Here is a 21,654-nt window from a genome sequence, read left to right on the forward strand (position 1 = left end):
TATCCCATACACCATAGTGTGCATGGGGTGTCTGACAACAAGGAGGACGGCATGCACTACAACATCACTCGGACCAGTTGGAGCGACTATGACCCGAATGCGGCATGGAGCGAACTGGAGCAGCTCATATCCCAAATGGACGAGCTATCGAACGCACATGGACAGCTCGTCGACCGCGGCGAGGAGACCTACAAGGACGCCGAGCGTTTCGCCGATCGCATGGAGGAGCTCCGCGAGCAGCACGATCTCATCGAAGCCAAGCTCACCGTGTGGCTGCTCGGCGGAGGCCGACGACCTGACCAGATGCCCATCCCCGAGACCGTCGCCATACCGAACCCCGCCCTCCGGGACCATCCAGTCTTCGATCCCGACGCCGAATGGGCCCGCATCGTGCACCTCGAGGACACCGTCGAAGCGCTCAACAACGCCGATCGCGACGACGATGACATCGAACGCATCCACGCGTGCGAGGAACTCGACGATCAGATCCGCTACCTGAAGGCCGGCCTCCTCGACCTACTCGAGCTCGGCGTACAGCCACCGGCTGCCTGGTCCACCCCTAGTGAGAACCCATCCCCTTCGAGCGAAGCCCCCGTTCCACTGACCCTCAAGCTCGACGAGTTGATCGCGGCGGAAGCCTTCACCGCGCACGAATGGCCAGAAGATTGGATCCTCCACGGCGGCACCGACCAGATCGACGGCTGGTCATGGTCCAACTCCTGGTACGAGATCATCGGCGACCTCATCGAAGCGATCAACCGCGAACTCGACGCCGGCGGCCTACTGGCCTACCCCGACCTCATCACGGCCGACAGCACCGTGGCCGCCATCAAACGCACTGTGTCACAGGGCATCACCCTGACCTACGAGCTGCTCGCCGACCGTATGGGCCACATCGACGGACTGAGCCTGCGCCTGAAGTCGATCGAGGGCGTCGTCATCGTCAACGTCGATTGCTCCAGCCGTGACGACATCACCTTCCTCGACGACACCTGGTCACCCACCGCGGCCCGGACCTACACCACCGTCCTGCGTGGAGTCCTCCAGATGCTCGCAGACGAATTCAAATGCCTTGCTGAAGTTTTCGGCTACTGACCCTTCGAGGACCCTCCGATGAGTCTCTTCCGCCAGCCCCAACCCGCCGACCCGACCCGGACCGCAGTCTGCGGATGCGGACACCACCTTGCTCTTCATGATCGCGATGAGCGCATGTGCGGATACCTCAAGGTCATCTACAACGACGTCGAGGAAGTCGTGCGCGACACCGAAGGGAACCCGGTCCTGGATCGTCACGGCGACATCCAGACGATCCGAAATCACATGTACGCCCACACCACTGGGTGCGGATGCCGCCAGTACGTCGGGCCCGAGGTGATCAACCCGCTCACCTCCAACTCCCTCGTCATCCCGCAGCGCTGAAACCGGCCCATCCCGCTTCACCGGCGACCCAACCACACTCGAAGGAAGGCCCATGGCTTTGCTCGTCCTCGGCACCAACCCCGGCCCGCAGCTACACGTCGACGAAGAGCTGTTCTCCCACGCCGCCGCACTGGCCGAAGTGCCGGCCGACGGCAATTGGGAAGACGGCTGGATCGAGGCCCTGTTCAGTCTCATCCGCGCCACCGCCGAAGTCGAAACCAACCCCGGCGGAACGATGTTCACCGTCACCGGCGTCCCCCAGTGCGCCGACGTCACCTACGACACCGACTACGACGAGACCGGCGAGATCCGCGGAATCGAGTTGTTCGTGGAGACCTGCGACGCAGAGGTTCGACTGGCGCGCGTCTACTACGACTGCTTCGACTGCATCGATAAGCCTCGCTACCTGCCCTGGCGGCGTGACGTCACCACCGCCGAGCTGCTGCTGCGAGCGGTGATCGAAGACCTCAACGAGTCACTACGCGCCGTGCGAAACAGCTTCGCCTGCTGAACATCCCATGCCAACAGCGAGGGGACCACCGAGTTCACCGGCTCGGCCCCGAGCACCAATCCACAACCACCACAAGGAAATGGGAGAGATGGGCAACACGCACAACCTGAGCATGATGGTGATCGCGGTCGGCTGTGCGGTGATCACCGCACAGGCCAGCACGCCGACACCGAGCACCACCAGCGAGCCCCTGACGTCCACCGCTGCGGGACCGGCGTTGGCTAGCGGCTCAATGGGCCTCGCGAAGCGGAAGGCGTGCAACCTCGAGTACACGTCATGGTCGCCGACGATCTCGGCGGCCCGCGTGATCGCCGACGCCTGGGCGTGGTGCGAGGTCACGCCCGAGGAGCACACCGTGATCCTTGACCTGGAAAAGCAGAAGCCCAATGGGGACTGGGAGCTCCTCGCCACCAAGAAGTTCGACAAGAAGGAGGAGATCCCGAACCCGCGCGCCGAGTACCGAACCACCGCCGAGTGCCAGCCCGGCACGTGGCGGATGAACATGAGCGTGACCGGTAGCTTGCAGGGAAACCCCTTCGTCTGGTCCCCCGGCCCGTCCGGGAAGAAGGACGTCACCGCCAAAGACTGCCCGATTGGATGAACGAAATGCCTTGGACTACAGGTACCTACGGCGAAGTGCCGAAGCAGAGCTGGTGGCGCGAGCTCCGTTCCCGCGGCTGGTGGCTGGGCCACAACATCGCCTACCGCGCCATGTACCGGTGGCGGAACTTCCGTGACCGCAAGACCCGGAGCTGACCAGCTCCCCGGCAGCTGACGATGCCCAGTAGAAGGCCCCCAATCACCGCGGTGAACGGGGGCCTTCTGCATGTCTGGGCGAGGTAAAGGCCATCGCCAACATCAACACAGGAAAGTATGGTGGAAACCGTGAACGACGAGCACATCTCCGAGATCCTCGGCCTGGAGCGCCAGAAGCTGGCCATCCAGTTCGCGGCAATCGACGTCGCGATCGACGACAAGATCAAGGCATCGGAGAAGCGCATCATCGAGGCCGTCGTCAATGCCGTGGCCCCGGTCGCCACGCAGACGACCGCGGTGGAGATCGACGTCGAGACCGTGAAGACCGATGTCGCGTTCCTGAAGGCCGACGTGGAGATCCTCAAAACCGGCATGTCCAGCGTAAAGACCGACGTTACGGACCTGAAGGTCGACGTCGCTGGGCTCAAGACGCAGGTCGTTGGCTTGAAAACCGATGTCGCGGACTTGAAGACGACGGCCAATGACCAAGGCCGCAAGCTCGACCGGATCCTGGAACTGCTCGAGACCCGGGGTTAGCCGAACGATATCCCCCGGCGATCGGGCCGGGGGATTCTTCGTCGCTTGAACAACACGCAGGGGGTAACACATGCCGGATGGCGTAGACGACGCCAGAGCCGAGCTGAAAGCGGCTTTGATCCTCGCTGTCATGAAGCAGAAAAAGCTGACCATGGCGGAAGCCACCGAAGCCGTCCGGTTCTTACGGTGGCGCGACTTCGATCTGGACAAGGGGACATTCCGCGTTCCCCGACTAGTCCCAGAGCTATCGGCCGAAACGTTGGCCGCGCTTCGCCGCCACGCCCAATGAAGGATACCGGCGACTTAATCACTGAGTCCGCTGCGGATCCAGATCCCGTAGCAGCGCAACAGGTCTGACATCCGTTGGTCAGCCCCTTGGACCTCTGAGTCATCAGGGTCCACGCCGTCGTTGATGAGCGCGCGGCGCTCGTCCTCGTCGAATGCCATGTCCACATAGACGCTGAGTCTCAATGCCTGGTTCCCTTCCCGGTGCGCTCACGCGTAGCGCGAAGGATGAAATACCAACCAGTATGCATGTTTTGATTTTCGCTTTCGCGCTGCGTCGGTGTCAACGAACTGCCAGTCTTGGTTGGCCAGATGGGTGGCCGACTGCTTGGGCGAAAGCGTGGAGGTAACGATGCTGCTCGCAAGTGCAGGACTCGTTATGACGGAAAACTGGTGGCGAGTTGCCATAGGACTTGCGGCGACGATCGCCGGTTTCATCCTGAAGGAGATCTCAGATCAGATCCGGGAGCGGAAGAAGGTCAAGCGGCTTGCATATGCCGTTGCCGTCGGTTCCGCAATGAACAATGTTCCCGAGTCCCTCGCCGAGCAGATCAGCATCCAATTCGCGGGACAATCGGTCGAGGGACAGCTCTTCGAGACCACGTGCACAGTCACGAATTCCGGCCACCTAGTGGTCAAGAACCAGTACTTGCGTTTCAGCTTTCCCAGCGGGTGCCAGGTTCTCAAGACCTATCTCGTTGGCGACCCGCCGATCGAGCTAGGGGTCGAGGAGGCGCCGCTTGAGCAACCTCGACAGACGGACAGGCGTTGGCGAATCGCTCATCTTGAGAAGAATCAATCGACAGCATTTGGCTTTCTGGTTTCCGGCCCGGCCGCCAAACCTCCAGCGATTTTCGGCCACAATGACGAAGGGGGTGTCGAGCTAGTTTCGAAGGGAAAGCTGGCACGCGAAAACAACGCTGCGGGCGATATCGGCGTCTTTACATCCTCACTGCTACTCGCGTTTGCGCTCCCTTCAGTGCCTGACACCGTCTTCGACCTCTTCTTCTCGCTGGTCAGGATCCTGATGATCTGTCTCGCCCTTGCACGCGTGAAGCCGATCGCCGCACTAGCAGCCAGCTACCTGACACGCTCGGACAGCCCCACGCCGGAAACGTCCTATCGTCTGGATGGGGTACGCGCAGAATCCATAGTGATCGGCTACAAAGGCACGATCGTGAAGAACGCAAGCGAAGAGCCGGGCCCCGACCAGTCGACAGCTTAAGGATGCACCTGCACCACTTCGCTTCCCGCGAGTACCGCGAGTTCGGTCGGGTTGCACAGTCCGATACGCACGTAGCAGTTTTCGCCGCTGCCGTGGCGCGTGATGCACCCGATCGTGCCGGTTCGCAGCCGAGACCTCTTGCGCCAAGCCAGGATCATTCCGATGTGGTCGTTGGTGAGCTGCCAGGCGGTGAGTTCGGTTCTCATGCTGCCTTCTGGGCCTTGATCGCGCGGGCGTAGGACATTCGCATCGTGTGCACGATGTGGCGGGTGTCCGCGCCGGCCACAGCGAGCAGCTTGGCGTAGCGGTCTTTCTGCCCGAACGGCACGGTGACCTGTTCGCCGCGTTCGAGTTTGGCGAGCAGATCGGCGTCTATAGGCGATTCGGGCGGCGGCGTGACCGGTACCGCGAGCAGCAGCTCGGCAACCGCAGCGGACGGGCGCTCGGTGATTCCGCCGAGTACCCGGCTGATCGTGGCCGTCGACACTCCCGAGGCTTTGGAAATGGTGGCCTGGGTGTGGCCCGCGCGCATCAGCGCCTTCAGATGTCCGCGTACGTCGCCGACGGGCGGCTGGCCGGCGGCGGCCAGCAGGTGATCAATTGCTCGAAAGACGTGGGGTAGAAGGTCTTCGGTGTCGGTGGAGAATTCGGGGGAATCGGTGCCGTACGGGATGTGCTCGTTGACGCGCTCGACGGCGGTCTGGAGTGCGAGTATCTGCGGGAGGCCGTACATGGTCACTCGTTGCCGAAGTTGTCTTCGACGACCTCGGCCAGGTGCTGGGTCAGACCGATCGCGGTGTGGTACGGCATGTCCTGGGACATGGCCAGGTAGTACCCGGTGCCGGAGCGGGCCGGGTCGTGCGCGGCGGAGAACATGATGAAGTCCGTGGCGAGCGCGCCTCCCGAGGTGGCTGCGACCCAGCGGCGGATGGCGTCGCCGAGTTCTTCTTCCGGAGTGCGGTTTTCACGATTCGACATCGTCGGTCTCCTGGCAGTCGTGATGAAGGGCGAGTTCGATGTAGTCCGCGCCGATGAGCGGCTCGGCCAGGCCCTCAAGGAGCAGTTCGCCGCATTCACTGCACGAGTAGGCGTAGCCGTGCTGAGTTAGCTCCGGGGTCGGCACCGGCGTGGAATCGGTTTCCCCATCGGGGTCTTCATCGTCGGCCGTGGATTCAGCGGTGCACTCTTGGCGGGTAACCGTGGCGACGGGGATGCCGAGGATCCGGTACACGGTCCGGGTGAGGGTGAGGATCATGTTCTGACCAGACTGGATTCGTGGGGGCCGATGAGGATGAGGGTGCGCGGGTTGTCGCGGTCGAGCTCGATCACACCGCGCAGTGAGGTGCACTGGGAGTCGTCGCGCCACAAGATCCCGTTGGCCGCGTCCATGACGTGCTTGAGCAAGTTGTCCACATCCACGCGACGCCGAGTCCGCCGATAGAACACGCACGTCAATGCGATGTTTCCGGTAAGAGGCTGTGAAACACGTTGAGACAGAAGCAATGCCGTCCGCGCTTCGGCGTCACGGTCGGCTTCGGCGGTGTAGGCGCGGCCCCGACTGAACCGCGGACGGCCTTTGGGATGTGGATCGCCGGGCAGGGTGACGATGTGGCCGGCCTCGGCCGGGCGGAGTGCCCGCAGATCAGCTTCGTCGAAGGTGACGTCCGGGCTCATGCGCCCTGGCCTGCGATGGCGCGCAGCCGGTCGAGTGCGCGGTGGTAGTAGATGGTGGTCGGCGATTCCGGAACAGGGACACCCGCCCAGACGAGTCCGCCGATGGTGTCCGCGAATTTCAGTGCGTAGGTGGCGCATTCGGGCCGCACCGGGCAGTCGCCGCAGGCGCGTTGGGCTTGCTCGGCCTGGCCGCCGCCGCGGTTGTCGGAGTCGTAGAGGCCGTAGTCGGTGGTTGTGCGGCACTTGGCGCGCACCATCCAGTCCCGGTCATGGGAAGCCATATGTAGTTGTGCTCGCTTTTATCGGAGGTCGAGGGCTCCGGTGTCGAGGCCGTGCTGGAGGCGGGTGATCGCGGCTCGGGTGTGTTCGTCGACGGCTATTGCGTGGTCGAGTACTCGGGCCAGATCGGCATACCAGCTGGTGACCTCCCCCTTGGGACGAGGGGTGGCGTGGTCGCCGCAGTTGCGCCTCATTCGCGAAAGAGGAAAACGAGTCATGAGCGCACTTTCAATTCCGTTCCGAGCCAGATGAGTTGGTCTATGCCACTCGGGCGGCGATGTTGACGGCGACCTACCAGGAGGGTGGATCAGAAGGGCGGGGCGGCGTCTGTACCGGTGTTGCCGGTATTGCCGCCCCATGCATCCTGGTTGCCGCCGGTGCCGCTGCTGGGGGCAACCTTGGTGACCTTGGCGCGTTGGTTGGCGGCGAGGTTGGGGCCGATCGCGATGACGTCGAGCTCAACGACGGTTCGTTTGTCGCCGTCCTTGGTCTCATACGACCGCTGCTTGAGGGTGCCCTTCACGAGGACGGCCATGCCGCGGGTGAGGCTTTCGGCGACATTCTCCGCGGTGTCGCGCCACATGTTGCAGCGCAAGAACAGCGCTTCGCCGTCTTTCCATTCCTTGGTGTTCCGATCGAACACCCGAGGGTTGGATGCGACCGTCAGATCCGCGACGGCCGCGCCGGCGGGGGTGAACCGCAGCGCCGGGTCCGCGGTCAGGCGTCCGACGATGGTGAGTTCAGTGTCTCCAGCTGCCACGGCGGCGGCTCCTTTCAGGTTCACTCCAGGCCGACCTTACCTCATAGCCCATATCCCATGGGCTATGAGGTGTAAACCGAAGTGGCGCTCTACCTCGCCATTAACCGTTCGGATGCATCCTTCATGCGATCCTTTGAGACCTGCGGGTCTCCTCGCCGTACCGATTCACCTGGTCGGCCATCCGCTCGCAGTGCCCCTCGGCGACGTAAGCGGTGGTGTGCCGACCTTCGAACAGATAGGCGTTGGCCTGCGACAACACCTCACTCGTTTCGCGCCAGTTCGCCGGTGACCACCAACGCTGGTACCGCCGCTGAACCGCGGTGTCGATGATCGCCTGACCCCAGCGGGCGAAGCTTTCGAGGCTGCTCATGTTCCAGTACGCGGTGAAGTCGGCCATCGACCGCAAAGCCGAACCAGCAGGCAGCGCGGTGATCGGATCCCTGTCGGCTACCGCCCACCACACCGGCATGGTCGAGATCGGACGTGCGCCGGAGATGCCGCTGCCGTCGATCCCGGATGAGCCCCATCCTTCAGGCCGTTTCGGGTCGGCGATCAGGGCCGCGCCCACCACCTCCAGGCCGCGCATCGGATCGGATCCGTACTCGGCGGCCACGTCACCGGCGATCCCAGCACCTTGCGAATATCCAGCCAGCAGCACCGGATTGGGAGCCTCGGCAATGGCTTCGATCAATGCTGCGCGGCCTTGCTGGACGCTGAGCGCGTAGGGCAGGTCCCGGCCGCCGTAGGTGGCTGGGTAGGGCACGTACCGGTAGTTGAACAACTCCGCGTCCAGGCGCTGAGCGAACGCCTCGGTGACCGGGTCGCCGCCCGGGTTCCAGGTACCACCCATGATGAGCACGTCGATCATGCTGCGGCCCCGCGGGTATGGCTGCTGTAGCGCGGGCCTCGGAAGACGACCTCCATGGTGGTCGGGCTGTCGGTGAATTGTGAGACGGTGCGGATCTCGACGTCGCGCACCTCGAACACGTGGGTGCAGTCGTCCATTGAGATGATGAGGGCGTGTTCGTTGCCGGTCACATCTATCTTGGGTTTCGTTGCCACAGTGGCGATTTCCTTTCAGGGGTGGACGATGCGCGCGATGCCGGCGGCCTCGACGAGCTTCAGGCAGCCGGCGCAGGGCTCGCGGGTGATGTAGAGGGTGGCGCCGATCAGGTCGTCGCGGTTGGCGTAGAGCAGGGCATTGGCTTCGGCGTGTACCGAGACACACGTGCCGGGGCCGGTGTCGTAGGAACTGCCTGGCGCGCAGCCGGATTCGCGGCGTGGGCAGGATTCGCAGCCAGGCTTTCCGGCGGGGCTCTCGTTGTAGCCCGCCCCACGCAGCCGGTTGTCCTTGGCCACGACCGCGCCGACTTTCGCACGCACGCAGGTGGAGCGGATGGCGACGGTGCGGGCGATCTCGAGGAAGTAGGTGTCCCAGTCCGGGCGGTCGCCGACGGAATCGGGCGCGCCCCAGTCGTAGGTTTCGAGCATCGCTTCCAGGTCGACGGCGATGGGGTCCGCGACGCCGAGCCACTGCTGCATGCCCAGCAACACCACTTCGATCGCGGCTTTCGCGTGCTGGCGGCGGGTGGTGGGCTTCTGTTCGATGAGCAAGGCGCTCAAGCTCCGATCTTGGCGTAGTTCGGTCGCCACGGGAGGGTGACGATGACTCCTGTTGGGCCGGTGCGGTTTTTGCCGATGATGATTTCGATCTCGCCGGTGGGATGGCCGTCCATCAGCGGGTGGTGCAGCAGAAACGCTGCGTCGCAGTCCTGTTCGATGTCGCCGGTCTCGCGCAGGTCCGACAACACCGGTGGCCGGGCGGATTGCTCGGGGCCGCGGTTGAGCTGGGAGGCGATGAACACGGCGATGTCGAGTTCCTTGGCCATCTTCACGGCCTCTTTCATGACGTGGCCCAACGCTTCTCGGCGTTCCCGTTTGCCGCGGGTGGCGGTGACCAGGCCGATGTAGTCGATGAGCACAGCGTCGAGACCGACGGATTGCTTCACCTGCCGCGCGATGGAGCGCATGTCCTCGATCGTCAGCGTGGAGCGGTCCATCATGTAGAGCTGGGTCTCGTCGACCCGGCCGCCGTCGCGGTAGAGCTGGAGCTTGCGCAGGTCCCATTCGTCGAGCTGGCGGCGGGTGATGCGGCCGTAGTTTGCCTCGGCTCCGGCCGACATGACCCGCGAAACCATCTCCAGCATCGGCATTTCCATGGAGAAGAACAGCGACGGGTACCCGCTCTCGCCCAGGAACTGGCCGATGTTGAGTAGTCCGATCGTCTTGCCGCCGCCGGGGCGCCCGGCGATGACGTAGCAGCGCCCGGGATGGAAGCCACCCGCGATCTTCTCGTTGAGCCCCGACCATGGGGACGGGAATATCCGGACTTCCGACGGTGGGGCTTCCTGCCAGGCCCACCAATCCACTGCGGCGTCAGACAGTTTGACGACGCCCTCGGGCATCGGTGCGATGACGGGTACGAAGTCGTCCAGGCCGTGGCCGGCCATGATGTGGTCGGCTGCGTCTTTGCCTGCGGCGGGGCACACCAGCTTCACGGTGGCGTGACCGTCGAGCAGCTCAAGGGCTTGGCGGGCGTGCTTCTCCCCCACCTCATCCATGTCGCGCACTGCGATCACGGTTTTACCGTGCAGCGGGGTGAGGTCGAAGTTGTGGAGTTTGCCTGCGCCGCCGGCATTGCAGGTCGCTACACCACCGAGGGATTCGATGGCGAGCACGTCCTTTTCGCCCTCGACGAGGTAGATGACGTCGGCGGCAGGCAGGCGGCTGGCCCGGAACAGGCTGCTGCCCTGAGTGTTTCCCGACTGGATGAATCGTTTGGCCGGAGTGCGGTGCACCACGCGGCCGTCGTCGTAGCGGTACTCGGAGCCCTTCGGGTTGTCGAAAAGGTCCGACATGGTCAGCCCCAGTTGGTCGAGCACTGTGTCGGTGTCGTCGCTGTGGGAGTTGACGAGCACCTGGCCCTCGATGGCGCGGATGGACACCGACCGATCGGCGGCCGAGTGACCAGGGGCCTGCGCGCTGGCAGCGTTGCCGCCGCGCTCCAGCACGATCAGTCCGTGATCGCGAAAGACGTCCAAGACGCGCTGGTAGGCGATCACGCGCCCAGCTCCAACTGCTCGCCGTGCGACAGGGCGCGGCGTTCGAGCTCACTGCGGTTCTTCCGGATCCACTTGCGGAACTCGTCGCGATGAAACTCGCGCAGGGCGATCGGGTCGTGACGGTCGATCGCGGGCGGTGGCGGAAAGGGCGGATTCCAGTTCATGCCGGTCAGCCGCTGGATGGCATCGGAGTACGGGTGCTCCGACCAGCGGTCGATGAACGCGCTGATCCGTTCCGGACTGCTGGTGACGGGCATCTTCTTGACTCGGTCGACAATGTCGCCGGCCTTGATCGGCCAGCGCTGCGCACCGCGGTAGTAGTCCTTGACCGCGGTCACGGCCTCGGCCGGGCCGATGTCGTCGTCGGCGAACAGATCAGCCCACGCGCGCAGTCGCACCGCGTCCGCGGGCGGCATCTGCGGATCGAACGCTTCCGCCGCGGCGTACGCGGTGGTGGCGGCTTCGATGTGGCGGGGATTCACAGGAGTTCTCGCTGTTCTGGAATGGGGGTTCGGCGTGCCAGGTCGGCGGCCAGCTGGCGGCCGAGCTCGACGGTGGCGCTGACGCGCGTGTCTGCGTTGAGGCGGGCGCGAGCAGGGTCTGCGGGCAGCGGCGCGTCGGTCCAGCGTTCGCCGTTGAGCCAGGTCGCGCCGTAGGGGGTGTATCGGTCTTCTCGGTTGGGGTCTTGTGCGAATGCGCGGGTGGCGGCCAGCAGCTCGGCGAATCCGATCTTGGCCAGCGCCTTGTCGAATGCCCGCTGTGCGTCGCGCTTGGCCTGTTTGCGGGGCCACAGCGTCCACCATTCATCGAAGCGGGTATCGGCCTTCGCCGCCGCCTTGATGCGCGCGGCCTTGCGAACGGGTCGGCCCCCTGCTGGGCATCTCACTCCTTGTGGCGCGGTGCTGATTTCGATCACGCCCAGGGCTTGTAGACCGGCGTGTGTGGCTGCGGAGGTGAAGGTGAACCAGGCCATCGACGGCACGACGGAGGTTTCGAATCGTGCGCAGTACATCCAGCCACGTAGCAGCGAATACTGCTCTGCCAGAGTGAGATTGGCGTAGCGGGGTCCTTCGGGGAAATCGTTGGGGATCTCGACGTTCATGCCGCGCTCCGCAGGCTCGCGATGCGTTTGGCGGCGGCGATGAGTGCGGGCCGGAAGCGAGTGCCACGCTGCTGCTCGGTGGCGGCGGCGTCGAGGATCTCTTGGCGGCGAATCAGGCTGGAGGGGAAGGGCTTACCGCGGCGGCGGTCGAGGTCTTCTTCGTCCCACTCCCACGACAGGTGCCAGCGGCGGGCGGCGGCGTACCGGCGGGCGGCGGCGCTGCTGCCGGGCTTCATCTGCATGACGGTGAACGCGGCGTCGAGCTTGGCGGCGACTTCGGCTGGCGTGTAGGCGGTTTCGCCGTCGATGAGTGACCAGATCTGGCGTAGCGACAGCTTCGATCGCATCGCGATGTAGTGGCTGGTGTGTCCGTCGGCCACCAGCGCGCGGGCGCGGCGGCGTGGGCCGAGGGAGTCGACGTGGCCGGCAGGGATGCCGTTGTCGTCGGCGCGGACGCGCATGATGCGTTCGTGGGTGTCGCGGGTGATGCTGGCGACGGCCCCGTGCAGGATGTGGATCACGGTGGGCCGGGACACGATTGCGGCACGGGCAACGCGGGATTGATTGCTGCCGTGTGCGATCAGGGATTCGATGTGGGCGCGGGCGGTGTCGGCGGAGACGAGATCGGTGTTCATGGGTCCGTTTCAGGGCGTGGCGAACCAGAGGATCGGCGGCCCTCGGTCGCGGGTCGAGGGCTGCCGATCCCCTAGCGGGGCGTGGTGGGTGCTCAGGCTGCGTCGGCCGGGCGGCCGGGCTGATGGGACTTCAGCCAGCGGATCAGTTCGTCGTGCAGGATGACTTTGCTGCGCCCGACCTCGAGGTAGGCGAGCTCGAAGGCGTTCATGGCGTCGTAGAACCGGCGCGGCTTGAGGCCGGTTTCTGCTGCCGCTTCTTCGGCGGTGTAGGAGATCTTCGCCATCACAGCTCCTGGTAGTAGTCGGTCGGCGCGTCGATGACATCGGTTGCCGCGCTGCGTGATACCGGTTCCCGGCGATCCTCTGCCGAGGTGGCGACGTGCTTTTCGAGCAGTCGGACGGCGACCTTGCGGTGCATCGGCGCACCCGGTGCGTTCCATGGCGAGGACGCGTTGTCCGCGCCGCGAGCCTTGGCCTTGGATGCGGCGATCTGCTCGGGTGTCGCTTCGGCGACGGTCGTGATCGCGCCGCTGGGGTAGACCGCGTACGCATACGACGACACCGGCTTGCCGCGCTCGCCGGCCGCGCGGGTGTGGCGCGGGCGCTCGTCCACATTCTGGTCGTAGCTGTAGTCGTCGTTTTCGTGAACGACGCCGATGACCGTGCGCGCATAGACGCCGGAGCGGTCGATGCGCTGGAGGATGCCCTTGTAGTCTTCCCAGCCCTCGATGCGCGAGCCCTTGGGGACCAAGTGGAACAGCCCGCCGCCGGGTTCGTGGCCGAGCGCGGCGCATTTCATCAGGGCCTGCATCATCGACGCTCCGGCGTCTGGGCGGACGCGGCTGATCAGCTCAGGGTTGGAGTTGACCGCGCCGATGGCCAGTCGGATCCATCGGTCGAGGCGTTCGCGCAGCTTCGGCGGCAGAACGGTGGCGATGTCATCGCGGTATTTGTTGATGATCGAGGCCGGGGTGATCTCGGCCGATTCGGCGGCGTCGGCGATCGAACTCATGCGGCATCAGCTCCGGCCTGGGTGTTGGGGATGTAGCGGGCGTAGACGTCGCAGTCGCGTGCGGCGGATTCGAACTCGCCAGCCGGGGCGAAGGCGCGCAGCTTGCCGCGGCGGATGTTGTTGGCCTGCGAGGCGGCCACGGTCGCGCTGCGGCAGCTCATGACCTTGGCCCAGCGCAGCGGATTGGCACGCAGCAGGTCGGCTTTGTCGGCGTGCGCGGGCGGGCGGCCTCCCACAGCGATCCGGGGTGGGAGGGTGTCGAGCAGTTCCACTATCAGCCTTTCTTGAGGGCGTCTCTGATGTCGGCGAAGCGAGGATTGGGGGCGGACTTCACGAAGGGGCTGCCGCCGGAGCGGGCTTGCCGCCAGGCCACGGTCTGCTCGCCGCATTGGGCGCGCCAGGCGTCACCCATGCTGTCGGCGAGCTCGTTGCGGACTCCTCGCAGCGCGTCTTCGGCGTCGGCGAGGGTGGTCTGGGCCGCCCACCAGCGATCGGCCAGGTCCGCGGTGATCTGCACGGTCGATCCGTCGATCTCGGGGTGCAGTGTCTTGAGCGCTTCGTATGTGGCCAGGTGTGTGTCGAGGTTGGGCGCGATATCGGCGTCGAGGCGGGTCATGAACTCCTGGCCCGCGGTGGCCACGGTGAGGATGTCCTTCTCGCTGGGCTCGTAGCGGTAGGTGCGCCAGTCGCCGACTCCGAAGACCACGCGGATGTTCATGCCGGGCAGGCCCATCACGATGCAGTACCAGCAGACCTGGGTCTTGTAGTAGATCGGGATCTCGTCGGTGCCGGGTGCGCCCCACTTGTCGTCGCGGTAGGCGCATTTGATCTCGAGGCCGTCGACGAGATTGCCGTCCTCGTCCCAGATCAAGCCGTCGGGGTTGGCGATCATCCACGGGTAGGCGTTGTGGCGGAAGGTCTCGCCGGTGGTCATGGCGTGGCCGGAAGGGAGCAAGTTCGCGTTGTAGTGCTCGTAGATGACGGGCTCGAACAGCGAGCCCATGACCATCAGCTCGTTCTCACGTACCGGGGGCAGCAGATTCTTTTTGCGATGCCACAGGCTGAAGTAGGACTCCCACGGGCTCAGGCCCAGGACCGCGGCGATCTCGCTGCCGCCGAGGCCGGCGGCGCGAGCCGCGTGCCATTCGGGTGACCCGGAGCGGAACCGACCCATGGGGACGGCGCATCCGTTCACGAGGGGGGAAGTATGGAATGTCACTCTGAGTTCGCCAACAATCCGTGTTCACGTCATCATGTGCGCGATCACACACATGTCCGGGAGGTGAGGGACGCAAGCGAGGCGTAAGAAATCCGCAGTGACCGGCAAATATTGGTCAATCACCCCGCTTGCATCCCACGTACCATAGAACGTATGGGATGCTTCTGTCCAATGGAGAGTGCGGATGCTGGATGAATGCCAGTACCTAAAGACGTTCCATATCCCAAACCCCATGAACCTTGGTGAGTTACAGTGGCGATGACTTATACGCCACGAGAGGAGCCAAAGGCATGGCGCGCGGAGAACTCGCCCCGGAGCCGTGGGCATCGGAGATGGTCGCCGCCGGCCACGTCAGCCCCCGCACGAAGCTGCCCAGCATCACGCAGCTCGCAGGGGCAGCCGACCTGGGCCCGAGCACCGTCCACCGGCTCATCACCGGCAAAGGCCACCAAGGACAGCCTGAAGCCGCCACCGTCACCAAGCTGGCAACAGCACTCAAGATCGACCCGGAGGTTGTCTACGCCCGCCTCGGGGGCACTGGAGCATTTCAGAGGCAGAAGCCCAAGTCCCTCGAAGTGGCCGGCATGGACATCCTCGAACAGGGCGACTGGGTAGTGCTGGAAGCGGTCACCAAGCGGCTGGTCCACCAGCGCCGACGCGTCATCCAGGCCGAAGCCGAGAAGCTCATCGGCACAGGGCAGTAGCCTTCACGAAGCAACGAAGGGCCCGATCCCACTGGGGGTCGGGCCCTTTCGCTTCGCCGGGTCATTCAGGCCGCGGCGCCGCCCAGCAGATCCTCTTCGGCCATACGTTGGGCGATACCGCCGATGCGGCCGATCTCGAGCGCCTGTTCGGCGGTGATCTCGTCAGAGGTGCCATCGGACAGGGTCGCGATCACATACCCCAAACCCTCGACCGCGTACGCCTCGAGATGCACGACGCGCCGACATTGCGTCAGGAACACGCTTTCGCTCTCGGTGTCAGCGATACGGTCCCGGTTCGGCATCAGAACATCCCTCTCTCACAAACATTTCCCCACACCCCGCAGTGGGCGGTACATAGATCGAACACGATCCAGAGCGACCGAAACAAGCCTAGCCTTAATTCATTTTTGAATTACTTTACCTTTGCCCTTCAGGGTGGCCCTGAAGGGCGGAAACACCGCCAGCATCCAGAGCTGTCGAGAACCGTCCAACACATTCGCTGTAGACGAAGCCTGCGGACGTTTTCCTGGCCTTGACCGGGCGATCTCCGCCCGAACCGCTCCGGCATGGGATGCTCGGCAATTCCAAATTGAATTGGTCACGAATTGGACACGGCGGCCGGTCGTCGCGTTGCATGGTGGACATGCAACCGCTCGACGATGAAAAAGTCTCACCAATGGTGCGAGTCCGGTCTCACCATTAGTGAGAGTTGGTCTCACTAATGCTGCGACTATTTGCCGAGCCGCTAATTCTCGCCAAATGGCGAAACGCAATCGAGTTTCTAAAGGAAGCACAGCCATGTTCGTAAACAGCACCGATGCCCAGATCCACTACACCGACACTGGCGGTGACGGCGTGCCTGTGGTGTTCGCCCACGGGTTCTTCATGGACAGCACGATGTTCGATCCCCAGCTGGCCTTGGCCGACGAGGGATACCGGGTCATCTGCTGGGATGCCCGGGGCCATGGCCAGACGCAGGCACCAGCTGGCCAGCCCTTCAGTTACTGGGATCTGGCGCGCGACTGCTTGGCGGTGATGGATCACGCCGGCGTGGACCGAGCCGTCATTGCCGGCATGTCCCAGGGCGGGTACATCGCGCTGCGGGTTGCTCTGACCGCCCCCGAGCGGGTGCAATCGCTGATCCTGCTCGACACCGCGGCCGACGCCTCTACTCCGGAGGAGAAGGGCGACTACATGTTCCTGTTCAGTGGATGGTGCGATCCCGAGGTGCCGCTTCTGCCGATGGCTCTCCAGCTCGCACCGCGACTAATCGGCGGTAGCCAGGCGCAGCAGCAGCCATGGATCGACAAGTGGATGTCGTCGGACCGGACACGGATTCGGGAAGCGGCTGACAACCTCATCAACCGAGACTCGGTGCTCGAGCGACTCGGCGAGATCACCTGCCCTGCTCTGGTCCTGCGCGGAGAGAAGGACCCGACCAGTACCGCAGAGAAGTCCTCGGACCTGGCGGCTGGCCTGGTCGGGGCCAACGGTGTGGTTGCGACGATCGCGGGCGCCGGCCATGCGGCGAACTGGACTCATCCCGCGTCCACGAACGCCGCGCTCTCGGAATTCCTGCATTTCATGGAGCCTGCGCACCAGGAGTCGATTGCCGCCTGAACCTCTTAGCGGCGGCCCGCGCGTTCAAGCAGATCATCGCCTCCGCTGTAGCCCATGCGGATGCCGAGGAAGTACTGCATTGGTGGCAGATCACCCGGGCCTCGGGTGATCTGCACCAGCAGGGTGTAGGGCTGACCGTACCGGGAGTCCCAGAGATGCATGTACGGTGACTTTCGGCTCAGGGTTACCGCCCCAGCTCTCCACATCCGGGCGAAGTCCTCGGAATCGCTGAGGTCGCGAAGGAGTTCGCGCGCCCAGGCGGGATTTCCGTGCTCGTCGACGATGGTCCGCAGCCAGGCCACCGTCAGGGCGGCCTCGCCCTCCCAGTCCAGCATCGTCGCCTTGGAGCTGGGGCATCGGAAGAACCATGTCAGGACGTTGCCGCTCTCCGTCAGTCCTGGGTAGGCCAGTCGATATGCGGGGTTGGATGCCAGGATGCGCCACATCGGATCTACCCATGCCGCTGCATGGGGCGTGATCGCATCGAGTCCGGCCTGCATGTCCTCGCTGACGGCGTGGTCGTAGCTAGGCAGCGTGGCCTCATTGTCCAGCTTGGCCCTCGCTTTGGACTTGGCGGGGCGGCTGGCCGCAGCGAGCTTTCGCAGGTGCCGTTCTTCTGTGGCGGTCAGCGCGACCACCTTGACGAACTGGTCGACGAGTTCCGGGGCGACGCGCCGATGCCCATTCTCGATCACACCGAGGGAGTTGGGTTGCATGCGCAACCACCGGGCCACCTGCGCACGAGGGAGGTCGCGTCGCTCCCGAAGTTCGCGCAGGAAGCTCCCCGCAGAACGCTCTGGCAGTGTCGGCGATCTAAGGGGCTCGCCGGTGTCAACGGCCTCGGCAGACATGGAACGTCCTTTCGTGCATGGAGCATGTGGATCGCCATCGTGATCGAATATACGTTCGAATCACCAAGGGTGGGTAGCCCGGTAATAACCAGCCACGCCTACGACGGAAGCAAACCACCGGGAACAGCATCCGTGCAAATTTGGATCAGCAGATCTGCGGAGGGAGACGACGTCGACTTCAGCACTCGACCAGGTCAGACCGACATGTGACGGCAATGGATCGGCAAGTACGATCGCTGGATGCGCGGCGGATTTCAAGAATGGATCAGGCAGATCTCAGGTGGCATGAGCGCCGTAGCAATTGCGCAGCAGATGAACGTCAACCCCAGCAGGGTTGACCGGCACTTGTTCGACAGCACCAAACCCGCTGTGGCACAGACAGTTATCGACTTTTGCCTAGCGTTCGGGATCAACCCCGCCGAAGGGCTGATCCAGGCCGGACTCGCCCCGGCCGCAGCGTTCCAACTCCCGATTGTCAGCGACAGACCCGCAGTCAATGACGCGTTGCGGTCCGCCACGAACGGGCAGCTGGCAGAAGAGTTTTCGCGTCGACTTCTCGCCGCCACCCAGCCTGGCGCACCCAGCGCCGAGGCCCCGGCGGTCCCGCCGCGGGCAGTCAAACGCGCCAACCCAGCCCGGAGACTGCTGTCATGACAACGACCGCCAACATACTGCACGCCATCACCGGAATTGCTTGCCTGAGCGTCGCATTCATTCGGATACCACGATGGCGCGATGTCGCGACCCGCGCGATGACCGTCACCCTGGTCGCGCTCAGCGCGCTGATGTTCACCAACGTGGCCTACAACCTCGAATCCGATGCACCAGGCCCATCGTGGTACGACGCGTTCTCCTACGCCTGCGCAGTCACCGTCTCCGTATCGCTGATCTATCTGGCCGCGCGAGCGTGGTCTTTCACCGGCAGACAGTGGCTGACACACACGGCCGCAGTGGTAGCCGGAGGCGTCAGCGGCGCCTACATCAGCATCGTCATCCACTTCCGAGGTGACCCGCAGGATCAGTTCCTGATCACCACGACGGCCTGCGTCGCAGGATTCGCTGGCCTACTGCTATTTGTGGCAAGCCTGGCCGCTGGCGTGGAGAGAGGAGTTCCCGCCGCGGCGCGTTGGAGCCTGCTGATTCTGGCGACCGCCTCGCTGCTGTGGGCGATCGGTGCGGCACGCCGCTTTGGCGACAATGCACCTTGGAGTGGGGGCATCATCGACGTCATGCAGCTGCTTCCATGGGAATCCGTGTCATGGGCTGCGCTTCTGTTCGCCGCCTCGGCCACCCTCGGCATGTATCTGCCGTGGAAGGATGACGCGCCGTTGAAGCCAGAGCTGGAAGCCGCCGGGATCGACGCCGGGGCCTGACCCCACTAAGGCAATGCGGGCCCAGTCTCATTCGGAGGTCGGGCCCGCTTGTTCGATCCGGGTGCAGCGAGACCCCAACCCATAAATACCAGATGGTTTGTGACGCAATTCACTTCATGGCGATTCTTGCAGGTCAGGTGCCAAAAACGCCCTGAAAACAGCAGATTGGCGACGGGGCACGCGAAAAATCAGATGACCCAATATCTTTGGGCCGAAGTTTGTCGGCACCTTTGTCGGCACCTCAACCTCTGCTTGATAGTGAAAATCCCCTATGACCGCAGGTCACAGGGGATTTTCTATGCGCGCCCGGAGAGACTCGAACTCCCAACCTTCTGATCCGTAGTCAGATGCTCTATCCGTTGAGCTACGGGCGCAGGATTATTCAGTTAACTGTGGTCACCCGGCGTACCGGGTGGTGGCGGAGGCGAGAGGATTTGAACCTCCGGTCCCCGTGAAGGGACAACTCATTAGCAGTGAGTCCCATTCGGCCGCTCTGGCACGCCTCCTGGTGGCCCTCTTCGAGGCCGCCGGTTCCTTTCGAACCGCCGGGACAGAAGATTACACAGCGGGTGACCAATAGGCCAAATCGGCTGGTCAGCGGGGTGGATCAACGGAGATGGCTGTCGAACCAGTCGTAGATCCGGGTCTGGGCGTCGAGGACGAAGTCGTCGTCGAGCGTGGCGGCGTCGAAGCCGGGGTGGTCGGGGCGGTGGTGCAGGCCGGGATAGGTGACGACGAGGGTGGCGACATCGGCGTGGGAGGCGGCGTCACGCAGGCGGTCGACCTGGTCGGGCGGGGTGAGGGGGTCGTCCTCGCCGAAGAGTCCGAGCCAGGGCGCTTTCAGGCCGGGGGCGGCGGCGAGCAGGGCGACGGCCTGCGGGGTGAGCGGGGTTTCGATGCCGGGGGCGGCGACGGAGACGGCCGCGCCGACGCGCCGGTTGGTGGCGACCAGGGCGGCGGCGGTGCCCGCGGAGTCGAAGCCGAGGACGCCGATGCAGTCGCGGAAGACGCCGTGCGCGGTGAGCCAGTCGAAGCAGGCGTCGAAATCGGCGAAGAGGTCTTCCCCGAAGACACGGTCGGGGGTGTGGCCGTTGGCGGGTCGGTGGAACAGGTCGGGCGCGAGCACGGTCCAGCCGTCGGCGGCGAGCGCGCGCATGAGTTCGAGCAATGGCTCGGTGAATTCCCGTGATTCGTGCAACACCACGATGCCGCCGCGGGCGTGACCCTCGGGTTCGAGCACGGTGAGCGGGACCGCGGTCGTGTCGTGCACAGGGGCGTGTTCTCGATAGATGCCCGACATAGGGCCACTGTAGTTGCGCTAGGTAAAAACGGGATAAATCTTTCGGGCGGTCCGATCTTCCGGAGATATTCCGGCCGAGCCGGATTCGGGCAGCCGGGTCCACCCACTGAGCAAACCGTGCGACACCGCGAGCGCAAACCGGGCGACACCGCGAGCCGGGCCCGGACGCGCGGGACTTAGGGTAGAGGGGTGAGTGCGCACATTCGCCCGGATCTCGATGCCATTCCGGCGTACGTCGCCGGCAAGACCCACCCCGGTGCGGTGAAGCTGGCCAGCAACGAGACCACGTTTCCGCCGCTGCCGTCGGTGACCAAGGCCATCGCCGAGGCGGTCGAGCTGTCGAACCGGTATCCCGACAACCACGCCGTCGAATTGCGCGGCGCGCTCGCGGATTTCCTGGGTGTGGAGCTCGAGAACGTGGCGGCCGGGTGCGGCAGTGTGGCGCTGTGCCAGGAGCTGGTGCAGATCACCTGCCGCAACCCAGAGGACGAGGTGCTGTTCGCGTGGCGCTCGTTCGAGGCCTACCCGATCGTCACGCAGGTGGCGGGGGCGAAGGCCGTGCAGGTGCCGCTGGATGGTGAATTCACCCACGATCTGGACGCTTTGGCGGCGGCGATCACCCCGAACACCCGGGTGGTCTTCGTCTGCAACCCGAACAATCCGACCGGTACCGCCCGCGGCAAGGCGGAGATCGTCGAGTTCCTCGACCGGGTGCCCTCGGACGTGCTGGTGGTGCTGGACGAGGCGTACTTCGAATACCTGCGCCTGCCCGCCGAGGACTTCCCCAATGGCGTCGAGCTGGGTCGCACGCGCCCGAATGTGCTGGTACTGCGGACGTTTTCGAAGGCGTACGGCCTGGCGGGGCTGCGGGTCGGCTACGCGGTCGGGGCGCCCGAGGTGATCACCGCGCTCATGAAGGTGCACATCCCCTTCAGCGTGAGCCGGGTGGCGCAGGCGGCGGCCATCGCCTCGCTGGAGGCGCGACACGAACTGCTGGAGCGCACCGACGCGGTGGTGGCGGAGCGGGATCGCATGCGCGCGACGCTGATCGAGGCGGGCTACCGGGTGCCGGTGAGCCAGTCCAACTTCCTCTGGCTGCCGCTGGGCGACCGCAGTGCCGAATACGGTGCGGCCAGTACCGAAGCCGGAGTCATCATCCGGCCCTACGGCACCGACGGCGTGCGCGTCACCGCGGGCGACCCGCACGAGAACGACGCCTTCCTGCGCTTCGCCACCGACCCGGAGATCGTCGCGCGGTTCCTGGGCTAGG

Annotated in this window: 35 protein-coding genes and 2 tRNA genes; 13 read left to right on the forward strand and 24 right to left on the reverse strand. The window is 64.6% G+C overall.

Annotated elements, in window-relative coordinates; translation table 11 throughout:
* Positions 1 to 27 precede the first annotated feature (27 nt).
* The 8 genes from ACWELQ_RS00495 (at position 28) to ACWELQ_RS00530 (ending at position 4,733) form a co-directional block, all read left to right on the forward strand.
* Positions 28 to 1,095: a hypothetical protein gene (locus ACWELQ_RS00495; protein WP_452394874.1), complete on the forward strand. Its 1,068-nt coding sequence runs from the start codon at positions 28 to 30 to the stop codon at positions 1,093 to 1,095.
* 18 nt (positions 1,096 to 1,113) lie between these two features.
* Positions 1,114 to 1,419 (forward strand): hypothetical protein, encoded by a 306-nt coding sequence (locus ACWELQ_RS00500; protein WP_452394875.1) that lies wholly within the window; start codon positions 1,114 to 1,116, stop codon positions 1,417 to 1,419.
* A 52-nt stretch (positions 1,420 to 1,471) separates the two neighbouring features.
* Positions 1,472 to 1,930 (forward strand): hypothetical protein, encoded by a 459-nt coding sequence (locus ACWELQ_RS00505; RefSeq protein ID WP_452394876.1) that lies wholly within the window; start codon positions 1,472 to 1,474, stop codon positions 1,928 to 1,930.
* Positions 1,931 to 2,018: 88 nt separating this feature from the next.
* Positions 2,019 to 2,531, forward strand: coding sequence for a hypothetical protein (locus ACWELQ_RS00510; protein ID WP_452394877.1), 513 nt, complete (start codon positions 2,019 to 2,021; stop codon positions 2,529 to 2,531).
* Between the two features lie 5 nt (positions 2,532 to 2,536).
* On the forward strand, positions 2,537 to 2,686 hold the full coding sequence (locus ACWELQ_RS00515) for a hypothetical protein (RefSeq protein ID WP_452394878.1): 150 nt from the start codon (positions 2,537 to 2,539) through the stop codon (positions 2,684 to 2,686).
* Positions 2,687 to 2,815: 129 nt separating this feature from the next.
* Positions 2,816 to 3,223, forward strand: a complete 408-nt coding sequence (locus ACWELQ_RS00520) for a hypothetical protein (RefSeq protein ID WP_452394879.1) — start codon at positions 2,816 to 2,818, stop codon at positions 3,221 to 3,223.
* 70 nt (positions 3,224 to 3,293) lie between these two features.
* Positions 3,294 to 3,512: a hypothetical protein gene (locus tag ACWELQ_RS00525; RefSeq protein ID WP_452394880.1), complete on the forward strand. Its 219-nt coding sequence runs from the start codon at positions 3,294 to 3,296 to the stop codon at positions 3,510 to 3,512.
* 348 nt (positions 3,513 to 3,860) lie between these two features.
* On the forward strand, positions 3,861 to 4,733 hold the full coding sequence (locus tag ACWELQ_RS00530; protein WP_452394881.1) for a hypothetical protein: 873 nt from the start codon (positions 3,861 to 3,863) through the stop codon (positions 4,731 to 4,733).
* Here the strand turns inward: ACWELQ_RS00530 and ACWELQ_RS00535 are convergent.
* From ACWELQ_RS00535 to ACWELQ_RS00625, 19 genes are all read right to left on the reverse strand, one after another.
* On the reverse strand, positions 4,730 to 4,939 hold the full coding sequence (locus ACWELQ_RS00535) for a hypothetical protein (protein ID WP_452394882.1): 210 nt from the start codon (positions 4,937 to 4,939) through the stop codon (positions 4,730 to 4,732). The two genes, ACWELQ_RS00530 and ACWELQ_RS00535, sit on opposite strands and share 4 nt — an antisense overlap.
* Positions 4,936 to 5,466, reverse strand: a complete 531-nt coding sequence (locus ACWELQ_RS00540) for a hypothetical protein (RefSeq protein ID WP_452394883.1) — start codon at positions 5,464 to 5,466, stop codon at positions 4,936 to 4,938. The genes ACWELQ_RS00535 and ACWELQ_RS00540 overlap by 4 nt, the downstream gene beginning before the upstream one ends.
* A 2-nt stretch (positions 5,467 to 5,468) precedes the next feature.
* On the reverse strand, positions 5,469 to 5,711 hold the full coding sequence (locus tag ACWELQ_RS00545; RefSeq protein ID WP_452394884.1) for a hypothetical protein: 243 nt from the start codon (positions 5,709 to 5,711) through the stop codon (positions 5,469 to 5,471).
* Positions 5,698 to 5,988: a hypothetical protein gene (locus tag ACWELQ_RS00550; RefSeq protein ID WP_452394885.1), complete on the reverse strand. Its 291-nt coding sequence runs from the start codon at positions 5,986 to 5,988 to the stop codon at positions 5,698 to 5,700. Before ACWELQ_RS00550 ends, ACWELQ_RS00545 begins: the two co-directional genes overlap by 14 nt.
* Positions 5,985 to 6,407 (reverse strand): RusA family crossover junction endodeoxyribonuclease, encoded by a 423-nt coding sequence (locus ACWELQ_RS00555; protein ID WP_452394886.1) that lies wholly within the window; start codon positions 6,405 to 6,407, stop codon positions 5,985 to 5,987. Before ACWELQ_RS00555 ends, ACWELQ_RS00550 begins: the two co-directional genes overlap by 4 nt.
* The gene (locus tag ACWELQ_RS00560) at positions 6,404 to 6,688 is read right to left on the reverse strand and encodes a WhiB family transcriptional regulator (protein WP_452394887.1); all 285 of its coding nucleotides are present in this window, start codon (positions 6,686 to 6,688) and stop codon (positions 6,404 to 6,406) included. The genes ACWELQ_RS00555 and ACWELQ_RS00560 overlap by 4 nt, the downstream gene beginning before the upstream one ends.
* 18 nt (positions 6,689 to 6,706) lie before the next feature.
* The gene (locus tag ACWELQ_RS00565; protein ID WP_452394888.1) at positions 6,707 to 6,880 is read right to left on the reverse strand and encodes a hypothetical protein; all 174 of its coding nucleotides are present in this window, start codon (positions 6,878 to 6,880) and stop codon (positions 6,707 to 6,709) included.
* A gap of 113 nt (positions 6,881 to 6,993) precedes the next feature.
* Positions 6,994 to 7,446 carry a single-stranded DNA-binding protein gene (locus ACWELQ_RS00570; protein ID WP_452394889.1) on the reverse strand — a complete coding sequence of 151 codons (453 nt, stop codon included), beginning with the start codon at positions 7,444 to 7,446 and terminating at the stop codon, positions 6,994 to 6,996.
* A gap of 121 nt (positions 7,447 to 7,567) precedes the next feature.
* Positions 7,568 to 8,314: an alpha/beta fold hydrolase gene (locus tag ACWELQ_RS00575; protein WP_452394890.1), complete on the reverse strand. Its 747-nt coding sequence runs from the start codon at positions 8,312 to 8,314 to the stop codon at positions 7,568 to 7,570.
* A complete protein-coding gene (locus tag ACWELQ_RS00580; RefSeq protein WP_452394891.1) occupies positions 8,311 to 8,508 on the reverse strand; it encodes a hypothetical protein in 198 nt (65 codons plus the stop codon). Before ACWELQ_RS00580 ends, ACWELQ_RS00575 begins: the two co-directional genes overlap by 4 nt.
* A 15-nt stretch (positions 8,509 to 8,523) precedes the next feature.
* Entirely contained in the window at positions 8,524 to 9,069 is a 546-nt protein-coding gene (locus tag ACWELQ_RS00585) for a deoxycytidylate deaminase (protein WP_452394892.1), read from the reverse strand.
* A complete protein-coding gene (locus ACWELQ_RS00590; RefSeq protein ID WP_452394893.1) occupies positions 9,066 to 10,568 on the reverse strand; it encodes a DnaB-like helicase C-terminal domain-containing protein in 1,503 nt (500 codons plus the stop codon). Before ACWELQ_RS00590 ends, ACWELQ_RS00585 begins: the two co-directional genes overlap by 4 nt.
* Positions 10,565 to 11,050 (reverse strand): hypothetical protein, encoded by a 486-nt coding sequence (locus ACWELQ_RS00595; protein WP_452394894.1) that lies wholly within the window; start codon positions 11,048 to 11,050, stop codon positions 10,565 to 10,567. The genes ACWELQ_RS00590 and ACWELQ_RS00595 overlap by 4 nt, the downstream gene beginning before the upstream one ends.
* Entirely contained in the window at positions 11,047 to 11,670 is a 624-nt protein-coding gene (locus ACWELQ_RS00600; RefSeq protein ID WP_452394895.1) for a hypothetical protein, read from the reverse strand. Before ACWELQ_RS00600 ends, ACWELQ_RS00595 begins: the two co-directional genes overlap by 4 nt.
* Complete coding sequence (locus ACWELQ_RS00605; protein WP_452394896.1) at positions 11,667 to 12,305, reverse strand: hypothetical protein; 639 nt, start codon at positions 12,303 to 12,305, stop codon at positions 11,667 to 11,669. Before ACWELQ_RS00605 ends, ACWELQ_RS00600 begins: the two co-directional genes overlap by 4 nt.
* A 92-nt stretch (positions 12,306 to 12,397) precedes the next feature.
* Positions 12,398 to 12,589 (reverse strand): hypothetical protein, encoded by a 192-nt coding sequence (locus ACWELQ_RS00610; protein WP_452394897.1) that lies wholly within the window; start codon positions 12,587 to 12,589, stop codon positions 12,398 to 12,400.
* On the reverse strand, positions 12,589 to 13,317 hold the full coding sequence (locus ACWELQ_RS00615) for a recombinase RecT (protein WP_452394898.1): 729 nt from the start codon (positions 13,315 to 13,317) through the stop codon (positions 12,589 to 12,591). Before ACWELQ_RS00615 ends, ACWELQ_RS00610 begins: the two co-directional genes overlap by 1 nt.
* Positions 13,314 to 13,589, reverse strand: coding sequence for a hypothetical protein (locus tag ACWELQ_RS00620; protein ID WP_452394899.1), 276 nt, complete (start codon positions 13,587 to 13,589; stop codon positions 13,314 to 13,316). Before ACWELQ_RS00620 ends, ACWELQ_RS00615 begins: the two co-directional genes overlap by 4 nt.
* A gap of 2 nt (positions 13,590 to 13,591) precedes the next feature.
* Positions 13,592 to 14,491, reverse strand: coding sequence for a YqaJ viral recombinase family nuclease (locus ACWELQ_RS00625; RefSeq protein WP_452394900.1), 900 nt, complete (start codon positions 14,489 to 14,491; stop codon positions 13,592 to 13,594).
* A 335-nt stretch (positions 14,492 to 14,826) separates the two neighbouring features.
* Here ACWELQ_RS00625 and ACWELQ_RS00630 point away from each other — a divergent pair, with 335 nt between their 5' ends.
* On the forward strand, positions 14,827 to 15,240 hold the full coding sequence (locus ACWELQ_RS00630; RefSeq protein ID WP_452394901.1) for a hypothetical protein: 414 nt from the start codon (positions 14,827 to 14,829) through the stop codon (positions 15,238 to 15,240).
* Between the two features lie 65 nt (positions 15,241 to 15,305).
* Here ACWELQ_RS00630 and ACWELQ_RS00635 read toward each other — a convergent pair whose 3' ends face one another.
* A complete protein-coding gene (locus ACWELQ_RS00635; protein WP_452394902.1) occupies positions 15,306 to 15,542 on the reverse strand; it encodes a hypothetical protein in 237 nt (78 codons plus the stop codon).
* Positions 15,543 to 16,038: 496 nt separating this feature from the next.
* Between ACWELQ_RS00635 and ACWELQ_RS00640 the strand changes: the two genes are divergently transcribed.
* Entirely contained in the window at positions 16,039 to 16,860 is an 822-nt protein-coding gene (locus tag ACWELQ_RS00640) for an alpha/beta fold hydrolase (RefSeq protein WP_452394903.1), read from the forward strand.
* Positions 16,861 to 16,865: 5 nt separating this feature from the next.
* On the opposite strand, the gene ACWELQ_RS00645 is transcribed toward ACWELQ_RS00640, so the two are convergent.
* Positions 16,866 to 17,711, reverse strand: a complete 846-nt coding sequence (locus ACWELQ_RS00645; protein WP_452394904.1) for a helix-turn-helix transcriptional regulator — start codon at positions 17,709 to 17,711, stop codon at positions 16,866 to 16,868.
* Between the two features lie 240 nt (positions 17,712 to 17,951).
* Here ACWELQ_RS00645 and ACWELQ_RS00650 point away from each other — a divergent pair, with 240 nt between their 5' ends.
* Both ACWELQ_RS00650 and ACWELQ_RS00655 read left to right on the forward strand, forming a co-directional pair.
* Positions 17,952 to 18,365, forward strand: a complete 414-nt coding sequence (locus ACWELQ_RS00650; protein WP_452394905.1) for a hypothetical protein — start codon at positions 17,952 to 17,954, stop codon at positions 18,363 to 18,365.
* Positions 18,362 to 19,084: a hypothetical protein gene (locus ACWELQ_RS00655; protein WP_452394906.1), complete on the forward strand. Its 723-nt coding sequence runs from the start codon at positions 18,362 to 18,364 to the stop codon at positions 19,082 to 19,084. Before ACWELQ_RS00650 ends, ACWELQ_RS00655 begins: the two co-directional genes overlap by 4 nt.
* Before the next feature lie 301 nt (positions 19,085 to 19,385).
* On the opposite strand, the gene ACWELQ_RS00660 is transcribed toward ACWELQ_RS00655, so the two are convergent.
* The 3 genes from ACWELQ_RS00660 to ACWELQ_RS00670 form a co-directional block, all read right to left on the reverse strand.
* Positions 19,386 to 19,458: transfer RNA gene (locus tag ACWELQ_RS00660), tRNA-Arg, on the reverse strand.
* Positions 19,459 to 19,500: 42 nt separating this feature from the next.
* Positions 19,501 to 19,590: transfer RNA gene (locus tag ACWELQ_RS00665), tRNA-Ser, on the reverse strand.
* Between the two features lie 101 nt (positions 19,591 to 19,691).
* Positions 19,692 to 20,384: a dienelactone hydrolase family protein gene (locus ACWELQ_RS00670; protein WP_452394907.1), complete on the reverse strand. Its 693-nt coding sequence runs from the start codon at positions 20,382 to 20,384 to the stop codon at positions 19,692 to 19,694.
* 189 nt (positions 20,385 to 20,573) lie between these two features.
* Between ACWELQ_RS00670 and hisC the strand changes: the two genes are divergently transcribed.
* Positions 20,574 to 21,653: a histidinol-phosphate transaminase gene (hisC, locus tag ACWELQ_RS00675; protein ID WP_452394908.1), complete on the forward strand. Its 1,080-nt coding sequence runs from the start codon at positions 20,574 to 20,576 to the stop codon at positions 21,651 to 21,653.
* Position 21,654: the final 1 nt, after the last annotated feature.

The organism is Nocardia sp. NPDC004722 (assembly GCF_053601505.1).

Coding starts and splice junctions, on each gene's coding strand:
- ACWELQ_RS00500 (WP_452394875.1), top strand. CDS start 1,114: ATGAGTCTCTTCCGCCAGCCCCAACCCGCCGACCCGACCCGGACCGCA.
- ACWELQ_RS00505 (WP_452394876.1), top strand. CDS start 1,472: ATGGCTTTGCTCGTCCTCGGCACCAACCCCGGCCCGCAGCTACACGTC.
- ACWELQ_RS00510 (WP_452394877.1), top strand. CDS start 2,019: ATGGGCAACACGCACAACCTGAGCATGATGGTGATCGCGGTCGGCTGT.
- ACWELQ_RS00515 (WP_452394878.1), top strand. CDS start 2,537: ATGCCTTGGACTACAGGTACCTACGGCGAAGTGCCGAAGCAGAGCTGG.
- ACWELQ_RS00525 (WP_452394880.1), top strand. CDS start 3,294: ATGCCGGATGGCGTAGACGACGCCAGAGCCGAGCTGAAAGCGGCTTTG.
- ACWELQ_RS00530 (WP_452394881.1), top strand. CDS start 3,861: ATGCTGCTCGCAAGTGCAGGACTCGTTATGACGGAAAACTGGTGGCGA.
- ACWELQ_RS00535 (WP_452394882.1), bottom strand. CDS start 4,939: ATGAGAACCGAACTCACCGCCTGGCAGCTCACCAACGACCACATCGGA.
- ACWELQ_RS00540 (WP_452394883.1), bottom strand. CDS start 5,466: ATGTACGGCCTCCCGCAGATACTCGCACTCCAGACCGCCGTCGAGCGC.
- ACWELQ_RS00545 (WP_452394884.1), bottom strand. CDS start 5,711: ATGTCGAATCGTGAAAACCGCACTCCGGAAGAAGAACTCGGCGACGCC.
- ACWELQ_RS00550 (WP_452394885.1), bottom strand. CDS start 5,988: ATGATCCTCACCCTCACCCGGACCGTGTACCGGATCCTCGGCATCCCC.
- ACWELQ_RS00555 (WP_452394886.1), bottom strand. CDS start 6,407: ATGAGCCCGGACGTCACCTTCGACGAAGCTGATCTGCGGGCACTCCGC.
- ACWELQ_RS00560 (WP_452394887.1), bottom strand. CDS start 6,688: ATGGCTTCCCATGACCGGGACTGGATGGTGCGCGCCAAGTGCCGCACA.
- ACWELQ_RS00565 (WP_452394888.1), bottom strand. CDS start 6,880: ATGAGGCGCAACTGCGGCGACCACGCCACCCCTCGTCCCAAGGGGGAG.
- ACWELQ_RS00575 (WP_452394890.1), bottom strand. CDS start 8,314: ATGATCGACGTGCTCATCATGGGTGGTACCTGGAACCCGGGCGGCGAC.
- ACWELQ_RS00600 (WP_452394895.1), bottom strand. CDS start 11,670: ATGAACGTCGAGATCCCCAACGATTTCCCCGAAGGACCCCGCTACGCC.
- ACWELQ_RS00605 (WP_452394896.1), bottom strand. CDS start 12,305: ATGAACACCGATCTCGTCTCCGCCGACACCGCCCGCGCCCACATCGAA.
- ACWELQ_RS00610 (WP_452394897.1), bottom strand. CDS start 12,589: ATGGCGAAGATCTCCTACACCGCCGAAGAAGCGGCAGCAGAAACCGGC.
- ACWELQ_RS00615 (WP_452394898.1), bottom strand. CDS start 13,317: ATGAGTTCGATCGCCGACGCCGCCGAATCGGCCGAGATCACCCCGGCC.
- ACWELQ_RS00625 (WP_452394900.1), bottom strand. CDS start 14,491: ATGGGTCGGTTCCGCTCCGGGTCACCCGAATGGCACGCGGCTCGCGCC.
- ACWELQ_RS00630 (WP_452394901.1), top strand. CDS start 14,827: ATGGCGCGCGGAGAACTCGCCCCGGAGCCGTGGGCATCGGAGATGGTC.
- ACWELQ_RS00635 (WP_452394902.1), bottom strand. CDS start 15,542: ATGCCGAACCGGGACCGTATCGCTGACACCGAGAGCGAAAGCGTGTTC.
- ACWELQ_RS00640 (WP_452394903.1), top strand. CDS start 16,039: ATGTTCGTAAACAGCACCGATGCCCAGATCCACTACACCGACACTGGC.
- ACWELQ_RS00645 (WP_452394904.1), bottom strand. CDS start 17,711: ATGTCTGCCGAGGCCGTTGACACCGGCGAGCCCCTTAGATCGCCGACA.
- ACWELQ_RS00650 (WP_452394905.1), top strand. CDS start 17,952: ATGCGCGGCGGATTTCAAGAATGGATCAGGCAGATCTCAGGTGGCATG.
- ACWELQ_RS00655 (WP_452394906.1), top strand. CDS start 18,362: ATGACAACGACCGCCAACATACTGCACGCCATCACCGGAATTGCTTGC.
- ACWELQ_RS00670 (WP_452394907.1), bottom strand. CDS start 20,384: ATGTCGGGCATCTATCGAGAACACGCCCCTGTGCACGACACGACCGCG.